General features: G+C 62.6%; 20 protein-coding genes. 12 read left to right on the forward strand and 8 right to left on the reverse strand.

The window, feature by feature from the left end; all coding sequences use genetic code 11:
• Nucleotides 1-17: 17 nt before the first annotated feature.
• The 3 genes from NKI96_RS24015 to epmA all read right to left on the reverse strand — a co-directional run bounded on the left by NKI96_RS24015 (nt 18) and on the right by epmA (nt 3,400).
• Nucleotides 18-824, reverse strand: coding sequence for a 3'(2'),5'-bisphosphate nucleotidase CysQ (locus tag NKI96_RS24015; protein WP_023745487.1), 807 nt, complete (start codon nt 822-824; stop codon nt 18-20).
• A complete protein-coding gene (locus NKI96_RS24020; RefSeq protein ID WP_031247166.1) occupies nt 811-2,154 on the reverse strand; it encodes a TldD/PmbA family protein in 1,344 nt (447 codons plus the stop codon). The genes NKI96_RS24015 and NKI96_RS24020 overlap by 14 nt, the downstream gene beginning before the upstream one ends.
• Nucleotides 2,155-2,353: 199 nt before the next feature.
• The gene (gene epmA, locus NKI96_RS24025) at nt 2,354-3,400 is read right to left on the reverse strand and encodes an EF-P lysine aminoacylase EpmA (RefSeq protein ID WP_352806501.1); all 1,047 of its coding nucleotides are present in this window, start codon (nt 3,398-3,400) and stop codon (nt 2,354-2,356) included.
• 129 nt (nt 3,401-3,529) lie between these two features.
• Between epmA and efp the strand changes: the two genes are divergently transcribed.
• The 3 genes from efp (at nt 3,530) to NKI96_RS24040 (ending at nt 6,458) form a co-directional block, all read left to right on the forward strand.
• Nucleotides 3,530-4,099 (forward strand): elongation factor P, encoded by a 570-nt coding sequence (gene efp / locus NKI96_RS24030; protein ID WP_023682947.1) that lies wholly within the window; start codon nt 3,530-3,532, stop codon nt 4,097-4,099.
• Nucleotides 4,100-4,170: 71 nt separating this feature from the next.
• Complete coding sequence (locus tag NKI96_RS24035; protein WP_023816275.1) at nt 4,171-5,631, forward strand: phospholipase D-like domain-containing protein; 1,461 nt, start codon at nt 4,171-4,173, stop codon at nt 5,629-5,631.
• Nucleotides 5,632-5,657: 26 nt separating this feature from the next.
• A complete protein-coding gene (locus NKI96_RS24040) occupies nt 5,658-6,458 on the forward strand; it encodes an endonuclease/exonuclease/phosphatase family protein (protein WP_023671569.1) in 801 nt (266 codons plus the stop codon).
• A 1-nt stretch (nt 6,459) separates the two neighbouring features.
• Here the strand turns inward: NKI96_RS24040 and NKI96_RS24045 are convergent, their stop codons facing one another.
• From NKI96_RS24045 to NKI96_RS24065, 5 genes are all read right to left on the reverse strand, one after another.
• Nucleotides 6,460-8,427: a glycoside hydrolase family 127 protein gene (locus NKI96_RS24045; protein WP_352806504.1), complete on the reverse strand. Its 1,968-nt coding sequence runs from the start codon at nt 8,425-8,427 to the stop codon at nt 6,460-6,462.
• A gap of 38 nt (nt 8,428-8,465) precedes the next feature.
• Nucleotides 8,466-9,323, reverse strand: coding sequence for a carbohydrate ABC transporter permease (locus tag NKI96_RS24050; protein ID WP_023705753.1), 858 nt, complete (start codon nt 9,321-9,323; stop codon nt 8,466-8,468).
• Nucleotides 9,323-10,243, reverse strand: a complete 921-nt coding sequence (locus NKI96_RS24055) for a carbohydrate ABC transporter permease (RefSeq protein WP_023705752.1) — start codon at nt 10,241-10,243, stop codon at nt 9,323-9,325. The genes NKI96_RS24050 and NKI96_RS24055 overlap by 1 nt, the downstream gene beginning before the upstream one ends.
• A gap of 175 nt (nt 10,244-10,418) precedes the next feature.
• Nucleotides 10,419-11,660 (reverse strand): ABC transporter substrate-binding protein, encoded by a 1,242-nt coding sequence (locus tag NKI96_RS24060; protein ID WP_023752063.1) that lies wholly within the window; start codon nt 11,658-11,660, stop codon nt 10,419-10,421.
• A gap of 69 nt (nt 11,661-11,729) precedes the next feature.
• On the reverse strand, nt 11,730-12,788 hold the full coding sequence (locus NKI96_RS24065) for a LacI family DNA-binding transcriptional regulator (protein WP_352806507.1): 1,059 nt from the start codon (nt 12,786-12,788) through the stop codon (nt 11,730-11,732).
• 420 nt (nt 12,789-13,208) lie between these two features.
• Between NKI96_RS24065 and NKI96_RS24070 the strand changes: the two genes are divergently transcribed.
• The 9 genes from NKI96_RS24070 (at nt 13,209) to NKI96_RS24110 (ending at nt 23,944) form a co-directional block, all read left to right on the forward strand.
• Nucleotides 13,209-13,739 carry a ParB N-terminal domain-containing protein gene (locus NKI96_RS24070; RefSeq protein ID WP_352806510.1) on the forward strand — a complete coding sequence of 177 codons (531 nt, stop codon included), beginning with the start codon at nt 13,209-13,211 and terminating at the stop codon, nt 13,737-13,739.
• On the forward strand, nt 13,718-14,554 hold the full coding sequence (locus NKI96_RS24075) for a hypothetical protein (RefSeq protein ID WP_352806513.1): 837 nt from the start codon (nt 13,718-13,720) through the stop codon (nt 14,552-14,554). Before NKI96_RS24070 ends, NKI96_RS24075 begins: the two co-directional genes overlap by 22 nt.
• Nucleotides 14,551-15,459 carry a DNA adenine methylase gene (locus NKI96_RS24080; RefSeq protein WP_352806515.1) on the forward strand — a complete coding sequence of 303 codons (909 nt, stop codon included), beginning with the start codon at nt 14,551-14,553 and terminating at the stop codon, nt 15,457-15,459. The genes NKI96_RS24075 and NKI96_RS24080 overlap by 4 nt, the downstream gene beginning before the upstream one ends.
• Nucleotides 15,460-15,463: 4 nt before the next feature.
• Complete coding sequence (locus NKI96_RS24085) at nt 15,464-16,063, forward strand: hypothetical protein (RefSeq protein WP_352806518.1); 600 nt, start codon at nt 15,464-15,466, stop codon at nt 16,061-16,063.
• 91 nt (nt 16,064-16,154) lie between these two features.
• Nucleotides 16,155-17,501 (forward strand): anti-phage END nuclease, encoded by a 1,347-nt coding sequence (locus NKI96_RS24090; RefSeq protein WP_352806553.1) that lies wholly within the window; start codon nt 16,155-16,157, stop codon nt 17,499-17,501.
• 95 nt (nt 17,502-17,596) lie between these two features.
• Nucleotides 17,597-18,418: a dihydrofolate reductase family protein gene (locus tag NKI96_RS24095; protein ID WP_352806521.1), complete on the forward strand. Its 822-nt coding sequence runs from the start codon at nt 17,597-17,599 to the stop codon at nt 18,416-18,418.
• A 296-nt stretch (nt 18,419-18,714) separates the two neighbouring features.
• The gene (locus NKI96_RS24100) at nt 18,715-22,821 is read left to right on the forward strand and encodes a Pls/PosA family non-ribosomal peptide synthetase (protein WP_352806524.1); all 4,107 of its coding nucleotides are present in this window, start codon (nt 18,715-18,717) and stop codon (nt 22,819-22,821) included.
• Nucleotides 22,821-23,279 (forward strand): GNAT family N-acetyltransferase, encoded by a 459-nt coding sequence (locus NKI96_RS24105; protein ID WP_031199606.1) that lies wholly within the window; start codon nt 22,821-22,823, stop codon nt 23,277-23,279. Before NKI96_RS24100 ends, NKI96_RS24105 begins: the two co-directional genes overlap by 1 nt.
• Entirely contained in the window at nt 23,276-23,944 is a 669-nt protein-coding gene (locus NKI96_RS24110) for a 4'-phosphopantetheinyl transferase family protein (RefSeq protein ID WP_352806527.1), read from the forward strand. The genes NKI96_RS24105 and NKI96_RS24110 overlap by 4 nt, the downstream gene beginning before the upstream one ends.
• Nucleotides 23,945-23,989 lie beyond the last annotated feature (45 nt).

Genomic DNA, 23,989 nt, shown 5'->3' on the forward strand with positions numbered 1-23,989 from the left:
GACTTTGGAACCTTCGATCACGCTTCCGTATCGGCAATGACGCCGGCAAGCACGGTCAGCAACTGCCCGCTGCCGGCGACCAGCGCGCCGTGACGGATGATCTCCCCGGCATAAAGCGGCGCGCGGCCATGGCCGTCGAGCACGGCGCCGCCAGCCTCGCGCAAGATGAGATCGGCGGCGGCGATATCCCAGTCATGCGCGTTGGGCTTGACGAAGGTTGCGTCGAGCGTGCCGTTGGCGACCATCGCCAGCCGGTAGGCGAGCGAGGGGATGTGCGCCGCCCGCCGCACCCGGCCCTGCCATTGCGGCGGCATCAGGTCGATCAACTGCTTCAGCCCGCCGATCTCGACCGTCTTACCCAGGCCGCGCACGGCAATCGGCTTGCCGTTGCAGAAAGCTCCATGGCCAGGCAACGCCCAATAGGTTTCGCCCTTGGCCGGACATTCGAGCACACCGGTGAGCGTGCGGCCGTTCTCGACCACCGCGACGCTGACGCACCACGAGCGCAGACCTTCGAGGAAGCCGCGGGTGCCGTCTATGGGGTCGACGACAAAGGTGCGCCGCGCCAGAAGCCGCGCCGGATCGTCAGTCGTTTCCTCTGATAGCCAGCCATAGTCCGGCCGCGCCGCAAGCAGGGTCTCGCGCAGATAGGCGTCCGCCGCGTGGTCGGCTTCGCTGACCGGCGAGGTGCCGCCCTTCATCCACACTTGCGGGTTCTTGCCGAAATAGCGCATGGCGATCGCGCCCGCCTCGCGGGCGGCGTCGCGCAGCAGATCGAGGTCGTCCGAGGCCCCGGCCGATATGACCGGGTCACGCTCCGGCAAGGGTCATTCCTTCGATCAGCAGCGTCGGTGCGGCGGTGCCGAAATCGCGGTCAAGATCGCTCGCCGGCACCATGTTGAGGAACATCGTCTTCAAATTGGAGGCGATGGTCACCTCGGCCACCGGATAGGCAAGCTCACCATTGTCGATCCAGAAGCCGGATGCGCCACGGCTGTATTCGCCCGTCACCATGTCGACGCCCTGGCCGAACACTTCGGCGACATAAAAGCCGGATTTCAGCGACCTGATCAGGTCTTCCGGCGTCCTGTCGCCCGGCTCGATGGCGAGATTGGTCGAAGACGGCGATACCGACGAGCCGCTGCGCGCGCCGCGTCCGTTGGTGGTCAGCCCCAATTCCCGCGCGGCGGACGTCGACAGGAACCAGTGCTTCAGCACGCCGTTCTCGACCATCAACAGCTTTTCGCCCTCGACGCCTTCGCCGTCGAACGGGCGCGAGGCCTGGCCGCGACGCCGTAGCGGCTCGTCGGTGACGGTGATGGCAGCCGACGCAACCTGCTTGCCCATCATCTCGCGCAAGAAACTGGTCTTGCGCGCCACCGAAGCGCCGTTGATGGCGCCGGCGAGATGGCCGGCAATGCCGCGCGCGACGCGCGGATCGAACACAACGTTGACCGGACCGGTCGCCGCCTTGCGGGCGCCGAGGCGGCGCACGGCGCGCTCGCCGGCCTTGCGGCCGATCAGCTCCGGCGCGTCGAGATCGGAAAAATGCTGGTTCGAGGAGTATTCGTAGTCGCGCTCCATGCCGGTGCCTTCGCCCGCAATAACGCTGGCCGAACGCGAAAAGCGCGATGCGACATAGTGGCCGACGAAGCCGTTCGACGTGGCCAGCACCAGCCCGCCAAGACCGGCGCTGGCGCCGCTGCCGGCCGAATTGGTGACGCCCTTGACTGCAAGGGCCGCTTCCTCGGCGGCAAGGGCCGCTTCCTTCAACTGATCGGCCGAAACCTCGGTGGCGTCGAACAGATCGAGGTCGCGCACCTTGCCGACCAGCAAAGCCGGATCGGCGAGACCCTGATAGGGGTCCTCGGGCGAGACTTTGGCCATGGCCACGGCGCGCTCAGCCAGCGCCTTGGGGTCCGATGCCGCCGTCGCCGAGACGCTCGCCACCCGGTTGCCGACGAAGACGCGCAGCGAGACATCGTCGCCCTCGGACGCTTCGGTGTTCTCGACCTTTCCCAGCCGCACCGACACGCCGATCGAGCGGCCGCGCACGGCAACCGCGTCGGCGGCGTCGGCGCCGGCCCGCTTGGCAGCCTCGACCAGTGCCGCGACGCGGTCGGTCAATTTCGCTGCCTCTGATGTATCGGTCATGCGCATGGTCCTGGCTGAAGCCGCGCCGGGCGGTAGCGGCTGTTGCACCATCTATTGTCCCAATGCGGCTTGTGCAATGGCGCACGGGCAATTGTCCCGCTGCGGCATAGCGCCCAAGCGGCCCGCAAAGCCCATCCGCGGCGGCCGCCACAGACGCGCGGCTTGACCGGTTTGTGAGTTTAACCAAGGCCGATTTCCGTCAAGGAGTGGCGACCGGCGTCCAGATCACGTCATCGATCCTCGTCGCGCCCGTTGCCAGCATCACCAGCCGGTCGAAACCGAGCGCCGAGCCGCTGGCTTGCGGCATGATGGCGAGGGCGGCGAGAAAATCCTCATCCAGCGGATAGCGCTCGCCATAGACGCGCTCCTTCTCGTCCATCTCGGCGGCAAAGCGCCGGCGCTGCTCGGCCGGATCGGTCAGTTCGCCAAAAGCATTGGCGAGCTCGACGCCGCAGCAATAGAGCTCGAAGCGCTCGGCCACGCGCTGGTCCTCCGCGCTCGGCCGGGCGAGCGCCGCTTCCGAGATCGGATAGCCGTACAAGATGGTGGCCCGCCCCTGCCCCAGCACCGGTTCGACCTTCTCGACCATTACCCGGCTGAACAAATCGGCCCAGTTGTCATCGTCGGCCGTGCGCAGGCCGGCCTTGACCAGAGCATCATGGAGTGCGGCGCGGTCTGTGCCGCCATCGGCAGAAACGGTGGCAAGAAGATCGATGCCGGCGTAACGCGCAAAAGCTTCCGCCACGCTCACGCGTTCCGGCTCGGCAAACGGATCGGCCTCGCGGCCGCGAAAGCGGAAGGTTTTGGCGCCGGCCCGCTCAGCCGCGAGCTTCAGCAGTTCGGCGCAATCAGCCATCAGGCTCTCATAGGTTTCGCCGACCCGGTACCATTCGAGCATGGTGAACTCCGGGTGATGCAAAGGACCGCGCTCGCGGTTGCGCCAGACGGCGCCCAGGCTGAAGATGCGCCGTTCGCCGGCGGCAAGCAGCTTCTTGCAGGCGAATTCCGGTGAGGTGTGGAGGTAAAGCGGCCGGCGCGCACCGTCGGCGCCGATCGCCTCGGTGGCAAAGGCTGAGAGATGCGCCTCATTGCCCGGTGATATCTGCAGCGCCGCCGTCTCGACCTCGATGAAGTCGCGCTCGCCAAACCAGCTGCGCATTGCGGCAGCTATGGCGTTACGCGCCATCAGCCGCGGCCGGCGGTCGGCGTGAACATCCGGCGTCCACCAGGGCGAAGCGCCAGTCATGGGTTTGCCGGGCAACGGAATTGCTGACAGGGCTGGCGGTTCGGGCCAAGATGCGCTACGGCGACGGCTCTCGCAGCCGATTTGCGCCGAACGATCGTTTCAGGCCAACGAAGTCTAGGATTGAAAACCGTGGTGAAGGTCATCGCCAGTTCGCTCCGTAAAGGCAATGTCGTCGACAAGGACGGCAAGCTTTACGTGATCCTCTTTGCCGAAAACATCCACCCTGGCAAGGGTACGCCGGTCACCCAGCTCGACATGCGCCGCATCTCCGACGGGGTGAAGGTTTCGGAGCGCTACCGCACCACCGAGCAGGTCGAGCGCGCCTATGTCGAGGAGCGCGAGCACACCTTCCTCTACGCCGACGCCGAGGGGTATCACTTCATGAACCCGGAAAGCTACGACCAGGTCGCGGTGCCGGAAAGCGTGGTCGGCGACATGGCGCCCTACCTGCTCGAAGGCATGGCGGTGCAGATCTCGCAGTTCAACGGCATCGCCATAGCCCTGGTGCTGCCGCAGCGCGCTACTTTCGAAGTGGTCGAGACGGAGCCGACGACCAAAGGCCAGACGGCGTCCTCGTCCTACAAGCCGGCCGTGCTTTCCAACGGCGTGCGCACGCTGGTGCCGCCGCACATCGCGCCGGGCACCCGCGTGGTGGTGATGACGGCTGACGGTGCTTATGTGGAGCGGGCGAAGGACTGACGCGCGAGCGCTTCCGTCCGGGTTGATCCGTTGCATTGCCTTCTGCGGCCGCTGGCTCGATAGTCCTGCCGATGTGGCAGACCTTTGTGACCTACTGGCCTCTGATCCTTGTGATCATTCCGATGCTGATGGCCGCCATCGGCATCGTCCACGCAATCATGACCAAGGAAGACGTGCGCGCCGCCACCGGCTGGGTCGGCGTGATGATCTTGTCGCCGTTCCTTGGCGCGATCATCTATGCCATTGCCGGCATCAACCGCATCCGACGCGCCACGATCAGCGCCATGCGGCCCGTCGCCGGTGAAGCCGAGACAGCCAAACACGACCACGACATTGCGCTCGAAACACTCATCTCAGCCGAATTCGGCCAGCGCTTTGCCGGCCTGAAGACGCTAGGCGACAGGGTGGCGCGGCGCGCACTGACGTCGGCAAACGCGATCACGATCCTCAGGACCGGCGACGAAGCTTACGCAGCAATGTGCCGGGCGATAGACAGCGCACAGCGCAGCATTCTGCTCGAGACCTACATCTTCGACAATGACGAGATCGGACGACGTTTTGTCGAATCGCTGGCCGGAGCGGTCCGGCGCGGCGTGACGGTTCGCGTGCTGATCGATGCGGTCGGCGTGCGCTATTCCGTGCCCAGCATCCTTGGGACACTCCGGGAAGCCGGCGTCACCGTCGATCTGTTCAACGGCAACATCGTCATGGGCCTGAGACTTCCCTATGCGAATTTGAGGACGCACAGAAAAATCCTGATCGTCGACGGTGTGGTGGCGTTCACGGGAGGCATGAACATCCGCAAGGGATTTTCGGCCGAATTCGCCGGCAGCGCCAGTTCGGCGGATACGCATTTCCAGGTGACGGGGCCGGTCGTGGCCGACCTGTTCGCGGTTGCCGCCGAAGACTGGCGTTTTGCCGGCAACGAGGCCCTCAAGGACGAGGTTTGGCACGTAGAAAAGCCCTCGCCGCCACCCGGTCAGCCGATCCTGGTGCGGGCGGTGGCGTCGGGGCCGGACGCCAGCATCGAAACCAACCACAAATTGCTGACGGGGGCATTTTCCGTCGCCCGCAAATCGATCCGCATCATGTCGCCCTATTTCCTGCCGGACCGGGAATTTGTCAGCGCGCTGGTCACGGCTGCCCGGCGCGGCGTCGAGATCGACATCGTCGTGCCCGCGGTCAACAATCTCTTCCTGGTCGGCCGCGCCATGACGGCGCAGTACGACCAGGTGCTGAAGCACTATTGCCGCGTCTGGCGCCATGAAGGGTCGTTCGACCATTCGAAGCTGTTGTCGGTCGATGGCGTGTGGGCCTATGTAGGCTCCTCCAACCTCGACGCCCGGTCGCTGCGGCTGAATTTCGAAATCGACCTGGAGGTGCTGGATACCGGCTTTGCCGCCGAGATCGAGGGGCGCATCGGAGCGGCAATCGCTTCCGCCAAACCCGTCACACTCGCAACCCTAAGAGCGCGGCCATTTGTCATCCGGGTTTTTGACCGGTTGTTATGGCTGGGATCGCCCTATCTTTAGAATCAGGACAGATTGAACGCAGGCCTATGGACATAAACGGACGCAGCCTTCCTGAAACAGTGCTCCTGTCGATCCGCGGCAGGAAAGCGCGCAAGGCGAACGCGACGCCGCGCAAGCACATTGAAGGCGCCCAGATGGTGGTCGCCTCCTACAACGTCCACAAATGCATCGGCACCGACCGCAGGTTCGACCCCGAACGGACCGCTCGCGTCATCCGCGAGATCGGCCCCGACGTCATCGCGCTGCAGGAGGCCGACAACCGCTTCGGCGATCGCGCCGGGCTGCTCGACCTTGCCCGGATCGAACACGAAACAGGGCTTGTGCCGGTGCCGGTTTCCGGAAGCGGCAAGGGCCATGGCTGGCGCGGCAACGTGCTTTTGTTCAAGCGCGGCACGGTGCGCGACGTCCATCAGATCAAGCTTCCGGGACTGGAGCCCCGCGGCGCGCTGGTTGCCGAGATCGACCTCGACGAAACGCGCACTCTGCGCGTCATCGCCGCGCATCTCGGCCTGTTGCGCCGCTCGCGTTCGGAGCAGGCCCGCGTCGTGCTCGACATCATGAGCAACCAGGATGAAAGGCCGACCTTGCTGCTCGGCGACCTCAACGAATGGCGGCTGGGCAACCGCTCGGCGCTCAAGACGCTGCACGCCACCTTTGGTTTCACGCCGGCGGCGGTGCCGACTTTTCCCTCAGGCCTGCCGGTGCTGGCGCTCGACCGGATCATGGCCAACCGGCACGGCATGGTCTCGTCGGTGGAAGCTCATGATACGCCGCTGTCGCGGGTTGCGTCGGATCATTTGCCGCTGACGGCGTTCGTCAGCCTGTAACTCATCCGTCCCGCAGCCAGACCAGCATCTCACCGGGTTCACGGTTGTCCCAGGCAAAGTACGGGACGGCGGTGATTTTCGTTTCGCTCACCGTCGGCGGATCGGTGCGATAGAGCCCGGTTTCCCAGTTTTCCTGGGCTTCCTTGCTGGCAAGTGCCGAAAGCGTGACGATGCCGCCGAGCAGGTTCGGCTCGGCATGCGCCTCGATTTTTGCCGTTCGCGGCAGAGCGATCCGATGCAACTGGCCGGCATTGTCGGTCTCCTCGACGCAATAGATCAGCGGACCGCGCGCAAGTGCGACGCGGCCGATGTCCTGACGCACCTCCGGATTGGCGAACAGACGGGCGATCGACATTTCGAGATCGAGTTCGACCCGGTCGCCCTGGCGCCACTCGCGCCGGATCGCGGCATAGCCGTCGCTGGTGATGCCGTCCAGATCGACGGCGGCGCCGTTGATCTTGAGCGCCGCCTTGCCGCACCAGGACGGGACGCGCAGGTGCAAGGTGAATTCCACCGGAGCGTCGGCTTCGATCCGGATCGAGACCGCGCCATCCCAGGGATAATTGCTGGTCTGAATCAGACTGACCGCCCGGTTCGATATGTCGAAGCGCGCGGTGCTGTCGCCGTAGAGATGAACGGCCAGCGCGTCGTCCGACAGGCTGTAGAAATAGCTGCCGATGGAGGCGACCATGCGGCCGATATTCGGCGGGCAACAGGGGCAGCGATGCCATTTCCAGCGATTGTGCCTGCCCCGGCTCTCCAGCGGGTTCTCGTAGAAGAACAGCGAGCCGTCGAGCGACAGGCCGGAGATCGAGCCGTTGTAGAGTGCCCGCTCCATCATGTCGGCGTAGCGGGCGTTGGGACCCATGCCGAGCATGCGACTGGCCCAGAACACGAGGCCGACCGAGGCACAGGTCTCGGCATAGGCGGTTTCGTTGGGCAGGTCGTAGTCGCTGGTAAAGCCCTCATTGTGCGCCGACGGCCCGAGGCCGCCGGTGACATAGAGGTTCTTGGTGGTGAGATCGTTCCACAGACGGTCGAGCGCTACCCTGAGCGTATCGTCGCCATATTCGGTGGCGATGTCGGCCATGCCGGAATAGAGGTACATCGCCCTGACCGCATGTCCCACGACCTTGTCCTGCTCGCGCACCGGCTTGTGCGACTGGTTGTACTCATAAGTCTTGAAATGATAGGCCTTCGGGTCGGCGCCGCGCGCACGCGCCTCCTCGTCGAAATAATGCGGCTGCTGCCCCCGCTGGTCGATGAAATACCTGGCCAGGTCCATGTATTTCTGCTCGCCGGTCGCCCGCGCCAGCTTGACCAGCGCCAGCTCGATCTCCTCATGGCCGCAATAGCCCTTCTTCTTGCCCGGCTCCGGACCGAAGGTGTCGGCGATATGGTCGACGTAGCGGCACATGATATCCAGCAGCTTGCGCTTGCCGGTGGCCTGGTAGTAGGCGACCGCGCCTTCGATCAGATGGCCGGCGCAATAGAGCTCGTGGCAATCGCGCAGATTGGTCCAGCGCTTGCCGGGCTGGATGCGCTGGTACCAGCTGGAGAGATAACCGTCTTCCTGCTGCAGTCTGCCGTAGAGGTCGATGACGGCATCGATCTTCGTCTCGAGCGCCGCATTCTTGCGCCGGTAGAGCGAATAGGCCGCGGTCTCGATGGTCTTGCCCCAATCGGAGTCCCAGAACATCTGCGTCGTCACCGTCGAGCCGGTGAAGCCGGGGCTGGCAGCCTCGTCGGGCGACGGCGAATGGAACGGAATGACGACGCCCGGCGAGGGCCGGTCCGGGTCGATCTGCTCCAGCATGCGCGCCTCGACGCAGCGCTCGTAGAGGATGTCGGCGGTGCGCGACGCCACGGCATCGACACGGTTGCCCCAGAAGCCGCGGACATCGACCTGCGGCACCGGCAGTGGGCGGAAGGCGAGTTTGCCGGGCTTGGCGGATGGTTGAACGGTCATCGTGTCACTCCGTTGGATATTGGTCATTTCACGGCGGGTCATTTCACCGCGCCGGCCATCAGGCCGCGGATGTAGAAGCGCTGCAGCAACAGGAAGAGCACCAGGCACGGCACCATCATCACGGTGACGCCCGCCTGCACCGCGCCCCAGTCGATGGCGCCGAAGCGGCCCGACTGAAGTGCGGTCATCATGATCGGCAGCGTGAATTTGGACTGGTCGGTCATCAGCACGAGTGCGGCCAGGAATTCGTTCCAGGCGCCGAGGAAGGCGAACAGCGCGATGGTGACGATGCCCGGCCAGACCAGCGGCAGCATCACCTTCAACAGCATGGTGACGTTGTTGGCGCCATCCATGCGCGCGGCCTCCTCGATCTCGCGCGGCACCGCGTCGAAGGCGTTGCGCATCATGAAGATCGAGAACGGCAGTTGCAGCGTGACGTAGACCAGGACCAGCCCGGTCAGCGTGTTGTGCAGGCCGACCTTGGTCAGCACCAGGAAGATCGGCGTCAGGATCGACTGGAACGGGATCATGATCGTCGACAGGATGACGATGAAGAGCACATCCTTCATCGGAAAGCGGAAGCGCGAAAAGCCGTAGCCGGCGAGCACGCTGACGATCACCGACAGGATCACCGTCATCGAGGCGACATAGAGGCTGTTTTGCGCCGGCAGCCAGAGGCCGTCGCCAAAGGTGTCGAGCGTGCGGTAGTTCTCGACCGAGAAGCCGGTCGTCGGCCATGGCGGCAGCGGCGGCTGGCGCGCCTCCTGGGCCGGCTTGAAGGTCGACAGCACGGCCCAGACGATCGGCGCGATGAACAGCACTGAGGCGATCATGCCGGTCGAATGCTCGGCGATCCTGAGCCAGAGGCGGCTGCTGCGGCTTCTTGCCTGCGCCATCAGTCGATGCCCTCCGGCTTGCGCAGCAGCCAGAGCTGAACCAGGCTGAGCGCCACCAGTATGGCCAGCAGGATCATCGACAGCGCCGCACCATAGCCGAGCTTGAACGAGACGAAGGACTGGTTGAAAATCCAGTACACGGCGGTCAGCGTCTGGTTGCGCGGGCCGCCGCGCAGGATGATGTAGAACTGGTCGAAGGCGAGGATCGAGCCGGCGATCGACAGGATCAGCGCCAGCGCCAGCGTGCGGCGCATCAGCGGCAGGGTGATGGCGCGAAAGCGCGCGAACGGCCCTGCCCCGTCGATCATCGCCGCTTCCTGCAGATCGGTCGGGATCGACTGCAGGCCGGTCATCAGGATGATCATGGTGAAGCCCGCCACCTTCCACACGACCATGGCGATGATCGACCAGAAGGCCGGCTGGAACGTCGCCAGCAGGTTGAACTTTTTCGCGGTCAGGCCGAAATCGTAGGCGGCCGGGCTGAACAGGCCGGAATCGACATTGAGCAGCCACGACCACAGCAGGCTGGCCGAGGCGAAGCCGACGACCGCCGGCATGAAGAAGGATGTCCGGTAAAAGCCGGTCAGCCGCCTGGGCTTTTCGATGAACAGCGCCAGCGGAAAGGCGACGGCGAAGATCACGATGGTGACGATCACGGTGTAGTAGGCGGTGAAGCTCAGCGCGTTCCAAAAACGGTTGTCGCGCAGGATCGCCCGGTAATTGTCGAAACCGATGTAAAAATGCTCGCCCATCAGCGGCCAGTTGTGCAGCGACATCCAGGCCGTCATGCCGAGCGGGATGATGAAGAATACGACGACCAGCGCCACGGCCGGCGCGACATAGAGCAGGCCGATCCACTGCCGGCGGCCGGCACCGACCAGTTTTCTGGCGCGTGGCGGGGTGGTGGTGATTGCGGTCATACGTGGGCTCCGGGTGCGGTGATCCCCCTCCCCCTCGAGGGGAGGGTCCGGCCGCAGGCCGGGGGTGGGGTCCTCCGCGCAGTGCGCCGACGAAAAAGAACGTCGAGCACTGCCGGAACGACCCCACCCGGACCTGCGGTCCGACCTCCCCTCGAGGGGGAGGTAGGGGCGGCGCTTACTTTTGCGGCGCCTGGTCGATGATCGACTGCATGGTCTCTTGTGCATTGGCGATGGCGCCATCGACGTCGTCGCCGAAGACGACCTCGTTGATCATCTGCGTCCACGGACCGTTGGCCGAGTTGATCAGGTCGTTGAACACCACGGAATAGGGCGTGCGGCCCTTGGCCATGGCTTCGGCGGCGATCTGGTAGCGCGGATCGAGATCCTTCAGCGCCTCCTTGGCGATGTCGCCGCGCACCGGCAGGCTGCCGTATTTGGCCAGGATGGTCTGGCCTTCGAGCGAATAGGCGAAGTCGAGAAACTCCTTCACCACGGCGAGCTTCTTGGTGCCCTTGGTGACGACGAAATTGTCGCCGCCGGCAAACGAAGACCAGCCGCTGTCCTTGCCCGGCAGGAAGGTGACGCCATAGTCGATATCCGGATACTGCGTGTTGAGCGCGCCGATGGCGAAGGCGCCGGACGGCGAAATGCCGATATTGCCGGTGGCGAAGGCGGCAAAGAAGTTGGCGCCGGTGTCGGTCTGCGCGCCGGCCGGCACCAGGTCCTTCTTGACCATCGAGCGGTAGAGGTCGATGGCGCCGCGCAGCTGCGGGCTGTCCAGCGTCGCCTTCGACCCGTCCTCGGAGAGGATATCGCCGCCCGAGGCCCACACCAGCGGCGTGAAGGTGAAGATGTTGCAGCCGCCGCAATTGCCGGAGAAATAAAAGCCCTTGATGTCGCCGCCGAGCGCGTTGACCTTCTCGGCATCGGCCTCGATCTCGGCCCAGTTGGCCGGCCCCTTGTCGGGATCGAGCCCCGCCTGCTTGAACAGTTTCTTGTTCCAGATCAGCACCGAGGCGTCGGCCGAGAACGGCAGCCCGTAGATGTGGTCCTTGTAGGTGCCGGTCTTGACATGCGCCGGCGACAGGCTGGCGAAATAGGGCAGCGATTTCGCCCAGTCGGTGATGTCTTCGAGCTGGCCGGCGGCGGCAAAGGACGGCGTGTAGATCAGGTCGAGCGACAGCGCGTCTGGCGCCGTGCCGCCGGCGGCGGCGGCGCCATATTTCGGGATGATCTCGGCATTGGGAATGATGTCCAGCTTGACCTGGTTCTCATGGCCCTTGTTGAAGGCATCGACGATGCGCGGCATGAAGTTCGAGCCGTCGGCGCGCACCCAGATGTTGGCGGTGTCGGCGGCCATTGCAGGCAAGGCAATGATGCTCGCGGCGAGCGCGAACCCGGTAATCACGGTCTTCATGGTTTTCCTCCTCATGGTTCTGTTCTCCTCCCTGTTGCGGCGCTCCCTTAGATGGCGCCGCGCGTTCTCCTAGCCGTCCGGCGGACGGCCGCATGACTGACGCACCACCAGCCGGCACGGCAGTTTTCGAATGCCCGGCGCGGCGGGTTGGCCGCCGACGAGCGAAAGCAGTGTGAGGCCGGCCTCGCGGCCGAGCGCTGCCAGGTTCATGTCGACCGAGGTCAGCGGCGGGCGGGTTGCCTCCGCCACGATCTCCCAATTGTCGAAGCCGATGACGCCGACATCGCCAGGCACGCCTAAGCCGCGCTCGCGCAGCGCATCGATGACGCCGCGCGCGATCTGGTCGTTGCCGCAGAACACGGCGTCGGGTTTCTCTCCCTTCTTGTTGAAGAGCGTTGGGCCGTCGAACAGCTTTCCGACGGCTTCATGCCCCCAGGCTTCCGACCACGAGCCGAGCAAGGGCTCGGTCACCGGCAGGCCGTGTGCGGCCAGCACATCGCGAAAAGCCTGCGCCCGCTCATTCACCACGGCAAAACTGGCGGGACCGCTGACATGGGCGATGCGCCGCCGCCCGAGCCGGCAAAAATGCTCGACCGCCAGCCGTGCGCCGCCGGCATCGTCCGAGACGAAGGCGATGGCGCCGGGATCGGGCTGGCTGAAGGCGTAGATCACGGGCACGCCCAGATTGGCGAGGTCGACCGGCAGATGGCGGTCGATGCGCTTGCCGCTGGCGATGATGCCGTCGATGCGCTTGTCCAGCATCGCCTCGACATGCAGCTGCGCCAGCCGCGGATCGTCCTCGACATTGCACATGAACACCGAGACGCCGGCATCGACCAGCGCATCCGAAATGCCCGACATGACCGGCAGCGAGAAGCGGCCATAGGTGTCGTTGGTCAGCAGACCGACGGTAAAGGAGCGCCGCCGCAGCAGGCTCTGCGCCAGGCTGTTGGGGCGAAAGCCAAGCCGCTGCGCCGTCTCGCGAATGCGCTGGCGCGTCTCGGCCGTCATCCGCCCCTGCCCGTTCAGCGCTTTCGACGCCGTGGCCACGCTGACGCCAGCCATCGCCGCCACTTCACGGAGGGTGACGGGGGTCTTGGCGGGTGGTGGCGATGTGTCGGGGGCCATTTTGCGGGTGGTGATCCTCGTTTGAAAAAAGGTTTTCTCTTATTGCCCTGTGGAGTGATGACGGGTGAGGTCAGCGGCCGCAGGGCGATTGGGAAAAGGTTTTCTCAAAGGAGATTAGGGGAAGGATTTAGGGATGGCAAGGGGATGGATTCGTCGCGTCCTCCGTCAAAATGGCAGCGCCGCGCCTTCGTAGCCAGACCGAGGTATCCGGAGCCGGATTGGTTCGTGCAAGCCGGCCCAGAGCGGCTCGACTACACCGAGTGGTGGAACAGGCATCAAGGGCCGCCAGCTGGAATGTTCCAGTCTCATAAGTGGAGGCACGGCCGGAGCTACAACAGAATTCTGTGAATGTAGAAAAGTAGGACTGGAGCTACTTCCGCTTCTCTTGAAAGGTGTTTAACCTAAGATGGGGGGACAATAATGGCTTCGAAGAATCTAAAGATCGACCAATTGAAGCTCGACCTGCTTAATCCGCGTATTGGAAAGGTCGATGATCAGCATGCAGCCATGCAGGCCATGGCTGACGAGCAAGGTGTGAAGCTCGCGAACCTAGCGGAGAGCATCGTTGACGAAGGCGGGCTCAATCCTATGGATGTTCTGCTTGTTCTAAAGGATGCGGACGGCCGCTACATCGCCTTGGAAGGTAACCGCCGCACCCTTGCGTTGAAACTGCTGACCAATCCTGCCGCGATGACCGGGCTGGCGATTCCTTCAGCAACTCAGAAGCGAATAGAGGCTGCATCGAAGAGATTTGACAAGGCCACTGTTGAGCCGGTGCGCTGCTTCGAGGTTGCCGATAGGGCGGCGGCGGCCACATGGATTGACCAACGGCATCGCGGGGAAGACGAAGGGAGGGTATCGTACGATGGTCATCTGAGGCAGGTCGTCGATTCAGTGAAGGAGATCCTGCCCTGCAAGCCCTCGATTTCGTGCGACAGCACGGCGGTCTAAGTGACGAAGAGCAGAAAGCCCTGGCGAAGTTCCCGATAACTACGCTCGATCGCCTTCTATCCACCCCCGCAGTCAGGAAACACATTGGCTTCGAGATCAAGGACAACAAGCTTCGAACCAATCTACCAGCGGACGAAGCGATTAAGCCACTGAAGCGAATAGCACTCGATCTGACGGTCGGCCGTGACGGAAAAAAGGTAAAAGTCACAGATCTAAAGCTGGTTCATCAGCAAACAGACTACATCAAAACTATTGATGCCAGCGACCTACCCGACTTGTCGAAGGCAGGAAAGACGACTAGAGCAATCGAAGATATTCCAGCAGCTGAATTCAAGACCAGACCTGCAAAACAGAAGCGCACGAAAAAACCTCCCGAACGCCTTCATATCATACCAAAAGGTTGCCAGCTAAAAGTAACAAACAACCGAATTGGTGAGATTTATACGGAGCTTATGAGCCTTAGGCTGGCCACCCACCGCAATGCTATCGCGGTGCTCTATCGGGTTTTCACAGAGCTATCTGTCGACCATTACCTGGCAGCCAATGGAACCGGCCTTAAATACACCAAAGACGGCAAGACATATTACAAATCTCTAAAGAACAAGATCGAGGAATCAATCGCTCTGATGACCGCCGCCGGTGCAGACACCGACGATTTCAAGGGCATCAAGCGGGCGCTCTCTAACCCTAACGATTCCTTATCGATTGATTTGCAACATGCCTATGTCCACAATCGCAATTTGACTCCGTCAGAAGGCGATTTGGTGCTGGCATGGAATAATTCTGAGGCCTTCTTCGGGAATATTTGGAAATGACGAACGATGGCCCATTGGGGAGGTTGAACCACTTTACTCCCTTGAGATACCCCGGCGGAAAAGGAAAGCTGGCAGCCTACGTCAAGCGAATCATGAAGGCGAATAGGCTGACGGACGGGGAATATGTCGAACCCTATGCTGGCGGTGCAGCCATCGCTTTAGAATTGCTCTTCCACGAGTATGTCACGCGGATCCATATTAACGATGTGAGCCGTCCGGTTTGGTCCTTCTGGCAAAGCGTCCTTCATCATACCGACGAACTATCGGCGCTGATACGAGACACCCCCCGAACCGTCGAGGCTTGGGATAAACAGAAAGCGATCTTCAAAAACGAACCTCAGCACACAGATCTGGAAGTCGGCTTTGCCACGTTCTTCCTCAATCGAACAAACCGATCCGGCATCTTGAACGCTGGTATCATCGGTGGTCGCGACCAAACAGGCCCCTGGAAGATCGACGCTCGATACAACGCCGATGAGCTAATCCATCGGATACAATCGATCGCGAAGATGAGGAACCGTATCAATCTGACGTGCCTGGACGCAGTCCGCTTTATCAATTCAGGTATCAAGCGGTGGCCAACTAAGACCCTGATCTATCTCGATCCACCCTACTACGTAAAGGGGCGAGACCTGTACTACGACTTCTACTTGCCAAACGACCATCAACGCGTCGCAGATGTTGTCCGGACGCAGATCAAAGACCAGAGCTGGATTGTCTCATACGACAATGTGCCTGAGATACAGGCGATCTACGAAGGTGAACGCTTTATTACCTACAGCATCGGTTATAGTGCTCGATCCGCAGGCAAAGGGACCGAGATCATGTTTTTCGGCGATGGCTTAGACATCCCCGAGACCGTCGGTGCAATCCAGCCCATAGATACGCACTACATGGCGGCCTGATTAAATGCAGTCCCTCACAAACTTTCTCGCCGACTTACCGAATATTATGCCTCGCAAGGCGCGCAAGCTCATCCTGGAAGGCGACATTTTAGTCGGAGGCTTAAGATCAGACATCCATTACCGTGACAGCATTTTCGATCTTGTCGTGGATATTGGCCCCGATGCGGCTGCTGCAGTTCTCGCCGCATACAAGGCTGGGCAGCTTCCTATGCAACGGGGAACCAAGCCCGAGCAGGCACCACGGGCCGAGGTGTATTTAGAACAAAGTGAAGTACTACGAGCACAGATCGCAGAAAAACGGCGCCGCGCCGCTGCGATTAATGACACATCGCTCCTCGTGGAGGCTGATTTGACCGACCATCGGCTCGTGGATAGCGTATTCATGGCAAACCACGGCCCCGGATCTGGATCGATGATCTTGGCTGGCATCAAAGTTCACAAGCAGATTTCAGGCTACAAAACCAATAGCGGTAAGAGCACAGGTTGGCACGTGCGATTTGATTGGACGGGAACGGATGGCAAGCCGCGATCATCCGAGGTCGTGCCACCTGAAGCGGATAACCGCCGAAACGATGCTGATCGGAACTGGGATCTTCCCGAGTAAGATTTCGGATCATTTAGGGCGGCATCAATATTGAGAGCTCCGATCTCTGCTGCAATGTAATCTCTTGGGGGAGAGACCTTAATTGCAACTAGTGCTCAATGGGATAAACGGAGGATATCTACGCAACATCCTTCTCAATGCGTCGGACCAAACCGAACGTGTGGATGCGGCAGTCGCCTACGCCAGTGAGAACGATCTTTTGTTCGACTGGTGCTGGGACAACAAGATACCGCTTCGTTTCTGGGGCCGCTTTGACGAACAGGTCCCAGTCAGCATACCTGTTCTCGATAGGTTCCTGAACCGTAGGTCGGGGCGATATGTCTGCAAGCTTGTCAGAAAGTTTCATCCCAAGGTCATCTGGTGGCGAGGTTACGGCGCCTATATCGGCTCTGCCAACCTCACCCAGAGTGCATGGTGGAACAACGTCGAGGCGGGTGTCTTTCTGACGGAAGCTGAACTTCTCGAGAGCGGACACGATCTCGAGTTGGAAGATATGTTCTCTGCAATCGACAAGCATGCCGCACCCCTCACCCAGGAATTGTTCGACCTACTCGCCGCCCGCAACAAAGAATTGACCCGGCGCAAGCTCGCGCAGAAGGAGGCCGACGATGCGACCTTGGCGACTGGATTGGTACCTCACTGGGACGGGCTTGTCCGGGCGACCGCGAAATCTGCCAGCGATCGGCGCCGCCAAGCTTTTCTAGACGAATGGAACAGCACCCTCCAGACCATCAGAGACATTGCCGCCAAGATATCGACGAACGAGAACAGGCCGTCGTGGGTCAGTCCGGCTGTACCGCTCGGGGCGCAGGCGGACCAATTCCTCCATGCCTATTACTATCAGAAAACGTTTGATGGTCGGCGGGCGGATTTCGAAACCCACTATCAGCGAAATCGGAACGACCCGGATGCCGCCGTTGAAGCGGCAATCCGGTGGTGGCGTAGGCTGCCCTCGTCGTCGAGTGAGAACAAAATGCTCAACAAGACCGCGCCGGCTTTACAGAGGGCATTCTCGGAGAGAATTCTACCGACCTTGACCGAGGATCAGTTCGTTAAAGTGCTCGGCCGTATCCATGCAGCCCGGGAGTACGCGAGACGGGCTCCCAATCGGTTTATCGGCCTCAAGGACGGGCGGCCCTATGATATTCCCGAGAAGGTTGATGCGCTCGCCAAGCACATTTATCGCGCTCCAGAACGAGGCGGGGTGTCGGTGATCGAGACCTTGGTTTTTATCCTGTATGGTGGACGTCCAGAAGACGTGCCGCAGAGACTTTGGGATGCCCTCTCAGACCCAAAGCGAAAGGTCGGCCTCCTTGGCGTAAGTGCCCTTGGAGAGATCGTCGGATGGGCCTTGCCGGGACGATTCCCGCCGAGAAACGGACGTACGAGCAAGGCGCTGCGCTCATTGGGCTATGATGTCATCGTTCATGTCGGCTGAGTTCTTGCGAACAACACCGCGCCATTTTTCGGAGCATGTCGCATCCGGCCCCCACCATCCGTCCTCTGACAAAGGAGGGTACCGCCATGAGGAAATTGATCGTCACCGAATTCATCAGCGTCGATGGCATCGCCGAGGTCGAGAAGCTGCCCAAAGTGACCTGGAACGACGAGATGCAAAGGTTCAAGGAAGATGAGCTTTCCGACAGCGGCGCCATGCTGTTGGGGCGCACGACCTATGAGATCTTTGCCGGCTTGTGGCCGAGCGAAACCGGCGATTTCGCCGACCGCTTCAACGCGCTGCCGAAATTTGTCGCTTCCACCAGCCTGAAGACGGTGGACTGGAAGCCGGTGGAATTGCTGAAAGGGTCGCTGGCCGAAGCGGTCAGGGACCTGAAGCAAGGCAACGGCGGCAACATCTACGTGCATGGCAGCCTGAGCGTCGCGCAGGAATTGCTGCGCCACGGCCTGGTCGACCGCGCCAGGTTGCTCAGCTACCCCGGCTCCGTCGGTGAGGGCAAGAAGCTGTTCTCGACAGACATGCCGGTGGCGCTGGAACCGATCTCGGCCATGACGTTCAGCAATGGCGTGGTGGCGCTGGAATATGCGGCTGGGGGGGTGAAGGATAATCTCCCCCCTTGCGGGGGAGATGGCCGGCAGGCCAGAGGGGGGTGCTGTCCCGCCAGCCTTTCGACGAGATCCCCACTTGCGCGTTGCGCCAGCTACTGGCTGGTGAAGCCTCAAATGCTGGCGTTCCTTCACACCCCCCTCTGCCTTGCCAGGCATCTCCCCCGCAAGGGGGGAGATCGGCAGCATCAGCGTCGGCGCCCAGCTCGCCTCACCCAACCTCCTTCCCTCGCTTGCCCTTGGCGCGCGCCTCGACCACTCTTTCCACCTCCCGCTTCAGCTCGTCCTTGATCTCCTCCGTCTTGGCCATCAGCACGTCGACCAGCACGTTGAAATGCTGGCGGTCGATCAGACCAGGCCGCGGGTCTCGCCCGCCCCGCCCAGACACACTCCAGAAACAAAATTCAACAGTTCGGAAAAACCGGCGAAAAGATCGGGTGGCATAAGCTTCCCAGTCGGGATTCCGGATTCTTCCTTTTTGGCAGCGTCGGTCCTCCACAAACAACGGTCAAATCGCAGCGGCGGCACAATGCCTGCTCGCGCGGCGGCATGAACAGCCGGGCGGTGCCCGGCCAGGACGAGAGAGTATGGAAATGGACTACGATATCGCCGGACTGGACACGGCAATGCCGATCGGCGGCCTGCCAAGCATCGATGCGCTGGGAAGCATCGATGCGCTGGCAAGGATCGCTCGCGGCCCGGCACGGGACGGCCAGGTTCTGACGGGCGCCGACTTTGCCCGGCAGCCGGGTGAGCGGCTCGATACGGTCTTCGAGCAGCTCGCCGTGACATTCGCCGCGTTGCCGGCGGTGATCTCCGACGGGCGTGTCTGGACGTATCAGGAGCTGAACAGCCGCGCCAACCAGTGCGCCCGCATGCTGATCAAGCACGGCGTGCGGCCGGGCCACCGGGTGGGGCTCATTCTCGACCGGTCGGCGGAAACCTATGTGGCAGTGCTGGCGGTGATGAAGGCGGGGGCTGCCTTCGTGCCGCTGGCCACCGCGTTTCCGCAGGAGCGGATGGCGCTCATCATCGAAGACGCCGGCGTGAGCATGATCGTCACCATCGCCGCCTATGCGTCGCGCGCCGGTCAACTGCCGGTTCCGCACGTGCTGATCGACAGCGCCGCCGCGGAAATCTCCGCACAGTCGTCCGCGCCGCTGAAGCCGCATGCGAAGTTTTCCGACGACATTTGCTACATCCTCTATACCTCGGGCACCACCGGCAAGCCCAAGGGCGTGGTCATCAGGCACCAGAGTTTTGTCAACTTCATACACGTCGCCGCCGCCTCCTACGGCTACCGGCCGGGCGACCGGGTCTATCAAGGCATGACCATTGCCTTCGACTTCTCCTCCGAAGAGATCTGGGTGCCGTTCGTCGCCGGCGCGACGGTCGTGCCGGCACCCGGCCAGATGCCGCTGGTGGGCGAGGAACTGGCGGATTTCCTGCGCCTCCATGACATCACCTGCATGGCCTGCAGCCCGACCTTGCTGTCGTCGATGACATCAGACGTGCCCAGCCTGCGCACGCTTTTGGTGGGCGGCGAGGCCTGCCCGCACAATCTGGTGGTGCGCTGGTCGAAGCCGGGCCGGCAGATCCTCAACACCTATGGCCCCACCGAGGCGACCGTCACCGCGACGATGGGGGCGCTGACGCCGGACCGTCCGGTGACCATCGGCGCGCCGCTGCCGACCTACTCGATCGTCATTCTCGACGCCTCGCTGCCGCAACTTGCCGAGCCCGGTGAACTGGGCGAGATCGGCATTGCCGGCATCGGGCTCGCCGTCGGCTATCTCAACCGGCCGGAGCTGACCGAGCAGAAATTCATTGCCGATTTCGTCGGCCTGCCGAACAACCCGTCGCAGCGCATCTACCGCACCGGCGACCTTGGCCGGATCAACGATAGCGGCGAGATCGAGTATGCCGGGCGCATCGACACGCAGGTGAAGATCCGGGGCTATCGCATCGAGCTCGGCGAGATCGAGGCGGTGCTGCTCGACCAGCCCGAGATCGCGCAGGCTGCCGTCACCACCTGGGAGATCGAGCCCGGCCGCGTCGAACTCGTGGCCTACTACGCGCTTAAAACCGGCGTAGCGGCGATTTCCCGCGCCGATCTCGCCCAGACGATGAAGCGGCGGCTGCCGGATTACATGGTGCCCGCCTATCTGGAGGAACTGCCAGCGATCCCGATGACGGTCTCCAACAAGGTGGATTTGCGCCAGCTGCCGAAGCCGACGAGCGTCCGGCTTTCGGCCGATCGCGCCATGGTGCCGCCCGCCAATGACGACGAGCGCTTCCTGGCGGACGCACTGGCCACGGTGCTGAAATTCGACGCCGTGTCCGTCGAGGACCACTTCTTCGACGATCTCGGCGCCAACTCGCTGCTGATGGCGCATTTCTGCGCGCGCGTGCGCACAAGGAAGGAATGGGCGACTACGTCGATGCGCGACATCTATCTCTATCCCACAGTGGCGCGCCTGGCGCTGCATCTGGGGGTAGCGGAGGAGATGACGACGGCAACCAACGAGCCGGTCCTCACCCGCCGGGCCTCGAATTTCGCCTACTGGACCTGCGGCGCGGCGCAGCTTTCGTTCTACGGCCTCTACAGCTACGTGGCGCTCTGGGCGATCAATGACGGCCTCAACTGGATGTATGACGCGCTCGACGATCCGCTGCAGCTCTATATCCGGTGCGTGGCGCTCTCGGCCGCCGTGTTCTTCGGCATGTCGGGCTTTGCAGTCCTGGCGAAATGGGTGCTCATCGGCCGCTGGAAGGCCGAGGCGTTTCCGATCTGGGGCGTGCGCTACTTCCGCTTCTGGGTGGTCAAGACGTTGATCCGCACCGCACCCGTCGTGCTGTTCCGCGGCAGCCCGCTCTACAGCCTCTATCTGCAGCTGCTCGGCACCAAACTCGGGAAAAACGCCGTCATCGAATCGAAGTCCGTGCCCGTCTGCACGGATCTTATTTCCATCGGCGCCAACACCATCCTGCGCAAGGAATCGATGATCCTCGGCTTCAGGGCCCAGTCCGGTTATATCCACACCGGGCCGCTGACCATCGGCCGCGATGCCTTCGTCGGCGTCGGCTCCACGCTCGACATCGACACCAGGATCGGCAACGGCGCCCAGCTCGGCCATTCGTCCTCGCTGCATCGCGGGCAAAGCATTCCCGACGGCGAGCACTGGCATGGATCGCCGGCGGTGCCGACCACGGCGGACTATTGCAAGGTGCGCAATGTCAATCCTTACCAGGTCCGGCGCTTCCTCTATGAAGCGCTGCAGCTGGTCGGCCTGTTTGGCCTCGTCACCCCGCTGCCGCTCCTGTTCCACAGCTACTGGGAATATGTCGGCGACGACTATCAGGAGACGATCGGCCTTGTCGCAATCGGCACCACGGTCACGCTTTTCGGCTATATCGCGGCGGCTTTCCTGGCAGCGACGCTGGTGCCGCGCCTGACGAGCCTGATCTTGAAGCCGGGCCGCACCTACACGCTTTACGGTTTCCGCTACTGGCTGCAGACCGTCGCCGAATTCGCCAGCAATTCCCGCGTGCTCGGGCTCCTGGCCGGCGACAGCTCGGCGATCGTGCACTACATGCGCGCCATCGGCTGGAACCTCAACAGAGTGGTGCAGACCGGTTCCAATTTCGGCTCCAACCAGCAGCACGAAAACCCGCTTCTGTGCGAGATCGGCACCGAGACCATGGTGTCGGACGGGCTGTTCATGATCAACATGCACAAGTCCGCCTCGGCCTTCAGGCTCGAGCCGACGCGCATCGGCGAGCGCAACTATCTCGGCAACAACATCTATTATCCGCCGGACGGGCGCACGGGCGACAACGTCCTGCTCGGCACCAAGGTGATGATCCCCATCGACGGGCCGTTGCGCGAGAATGTCGGCCTTCTCGGTTCGCCCGCCTTTGAAATCCCGCGCATGGTGAACCGCGACAAGGAGCTTATCGCGGGCGTCGACGAGGCAGACCGGCGCCGGCGCATCCCGTTCAAGAACCGCCACAACCTGGTGACCATTCTTCTGTTCCTGGCAACGCAATGGGTCATGCTGTTCGTCACGCTGGCGATCTGGGACCGGGCGCTGAACTACTATACGGAATGGGCGGAGGTGGCGCTGTTCGCCGCCGTCATCTTGACCTCGGCGATCACCATTCCGTTCTACATTCTGGTCGAGCGGGCAAGTCTTGGTTTCCGCGGCTTGAAGCCGCAGATGACGACCATCTACGACGTCGCCTTCTGGCGCCACGAGCGCCACTGGAAGCTGGCGGATTCGCCCATCGTGCGCCTGTTCGCCGGCACGCCGTTCCGGCCGATGATCCTGCGCCTGCTCGGCGTCAAGGTCGGCAGCCGGGTCTATGACGGCGGCAGCAATTTGACCGAGCGTTCGCTGGTCGAGATCGGCGACGACGTCACGCTCAACGAGGGCTGCGTGATCCAGGCCCATTCGCTGGAAGAAGGCGCGTTCAAGTCCGATTTCATCCGCATCTGCGATGGCTGCACGCTCGGGCCTTCCGCCTTTGTCCACTACGGCGTGGTGATGGGCAAAGGCTCGATGGTCGACGCGGACTCCTTCGTGATGAAGGGCGAAGAGCTGGAGCCCAACTCGATCTGGCGGGGCAACCCGGCCAAGCTGCATCGCTTCGTCGAGCCGCTGCCGGAGGATAGCGTCAAGGCAACGGCTTGATGGGCGCAGACGTCCGTCTCGTTTCGGTGACTGCGGCCAACCGGGCCCTGGTCGCGGCTCTGGAACTGGCCGCGGATCAGATCGATTTTGTCGCCAGCAATGCGGAGTCGCTGGACGAAGCCGAAACCGACGGGGACGCACGGCCGCGCGTCGTCATGGCAGGGGATCGCGTCGTCGGTTTCCTGATGTATGAGGCGCCAGAGGACGACGACGAGGCGCGGATCTACCGCTTCATGATCGATCGCGTCCATCAGGGCCAAGGCTACGGCAAGGCCGCTTTGCGCGAAGTGCTGGATGAAATCATGCGGCTCGGCCACATCAGCCACGTTTCGATCTGCTACGAACCTGGGAATGAAGCGGCACGCCGCCTCTATCGCGCTGCCGGTTTCGTCGAAGAAGGGCCCGACGAGGACGGGGAAATGATCGCCGACCTCGCTCTGCGGGGCGAACAGCCATGACGCGCCCGCTCGATGCCGGCGCCAGCCTGTCGGCGCAGTTGCTGGCGGCGATGGCCGCCATGGCACCCGCCGGCGTTCGGATCGGATGCCGCACGATCCGCGAAGGCGATGAGAACCATTTGCTGCCGCAGGAAGCACGCTCCATCCCGTCACGCCTGCCGCTGATGCGGCGGGCGAGTGGCGCGGCGCGGTGGATCGCGCACGAGCTGCTGGCGGATATGGGCTTGAACGACGTCGCTATCCTCCGCGGCTCCTCCGGCGCACCGGTATGGCCTCATGGAGTAACGGGGTCGCTGGCTCACGACGACGAGATAGCCGTGGCGGCCGTCGCGCCGCTCTCCCACGTCGCCTCGCTCGGCATCGATATCGAGCCCGCTTTGCCCCTGCCCGACGACATCTTCGCGCTGGTTGCAGTCCCCGCTGACCGGATCGACGCAACCGACTTGTGTCTTGCCGGTCGCATGCTTTTTGCCGCCAAGGAAGCTGTCTACAAGGCCGTCTACCCGCTTGATGGCGAAGTGCTGGGCTATGAGGACATCACCGTCGATCTCGACGCAAACGACGCTGTGACGAAGACGGGCCGCAGAGCGAGACTGGTTTACTGCGTTGCTCCGTGTGTGGTCGTTCTGGCGTTTGTCGATGGTGTCCGAAGCGCCCCCCTTTAAGCGCGATGGGCCAGCGCCCGACAGCAACGCCTGCTCAACAAAGCG

Origin of the sequence: Mesorhizobium sp. M0292 (genome assembly GCF_040321695.1) — a bacterium.
In the GTDB taxonomy this organism is placed as follows: domain Bacteria; phylum Pseudomonadota; class Alphaproteobacteria; order Rhizobiales; family Rhizobiaceae; genus Mesorhizobium.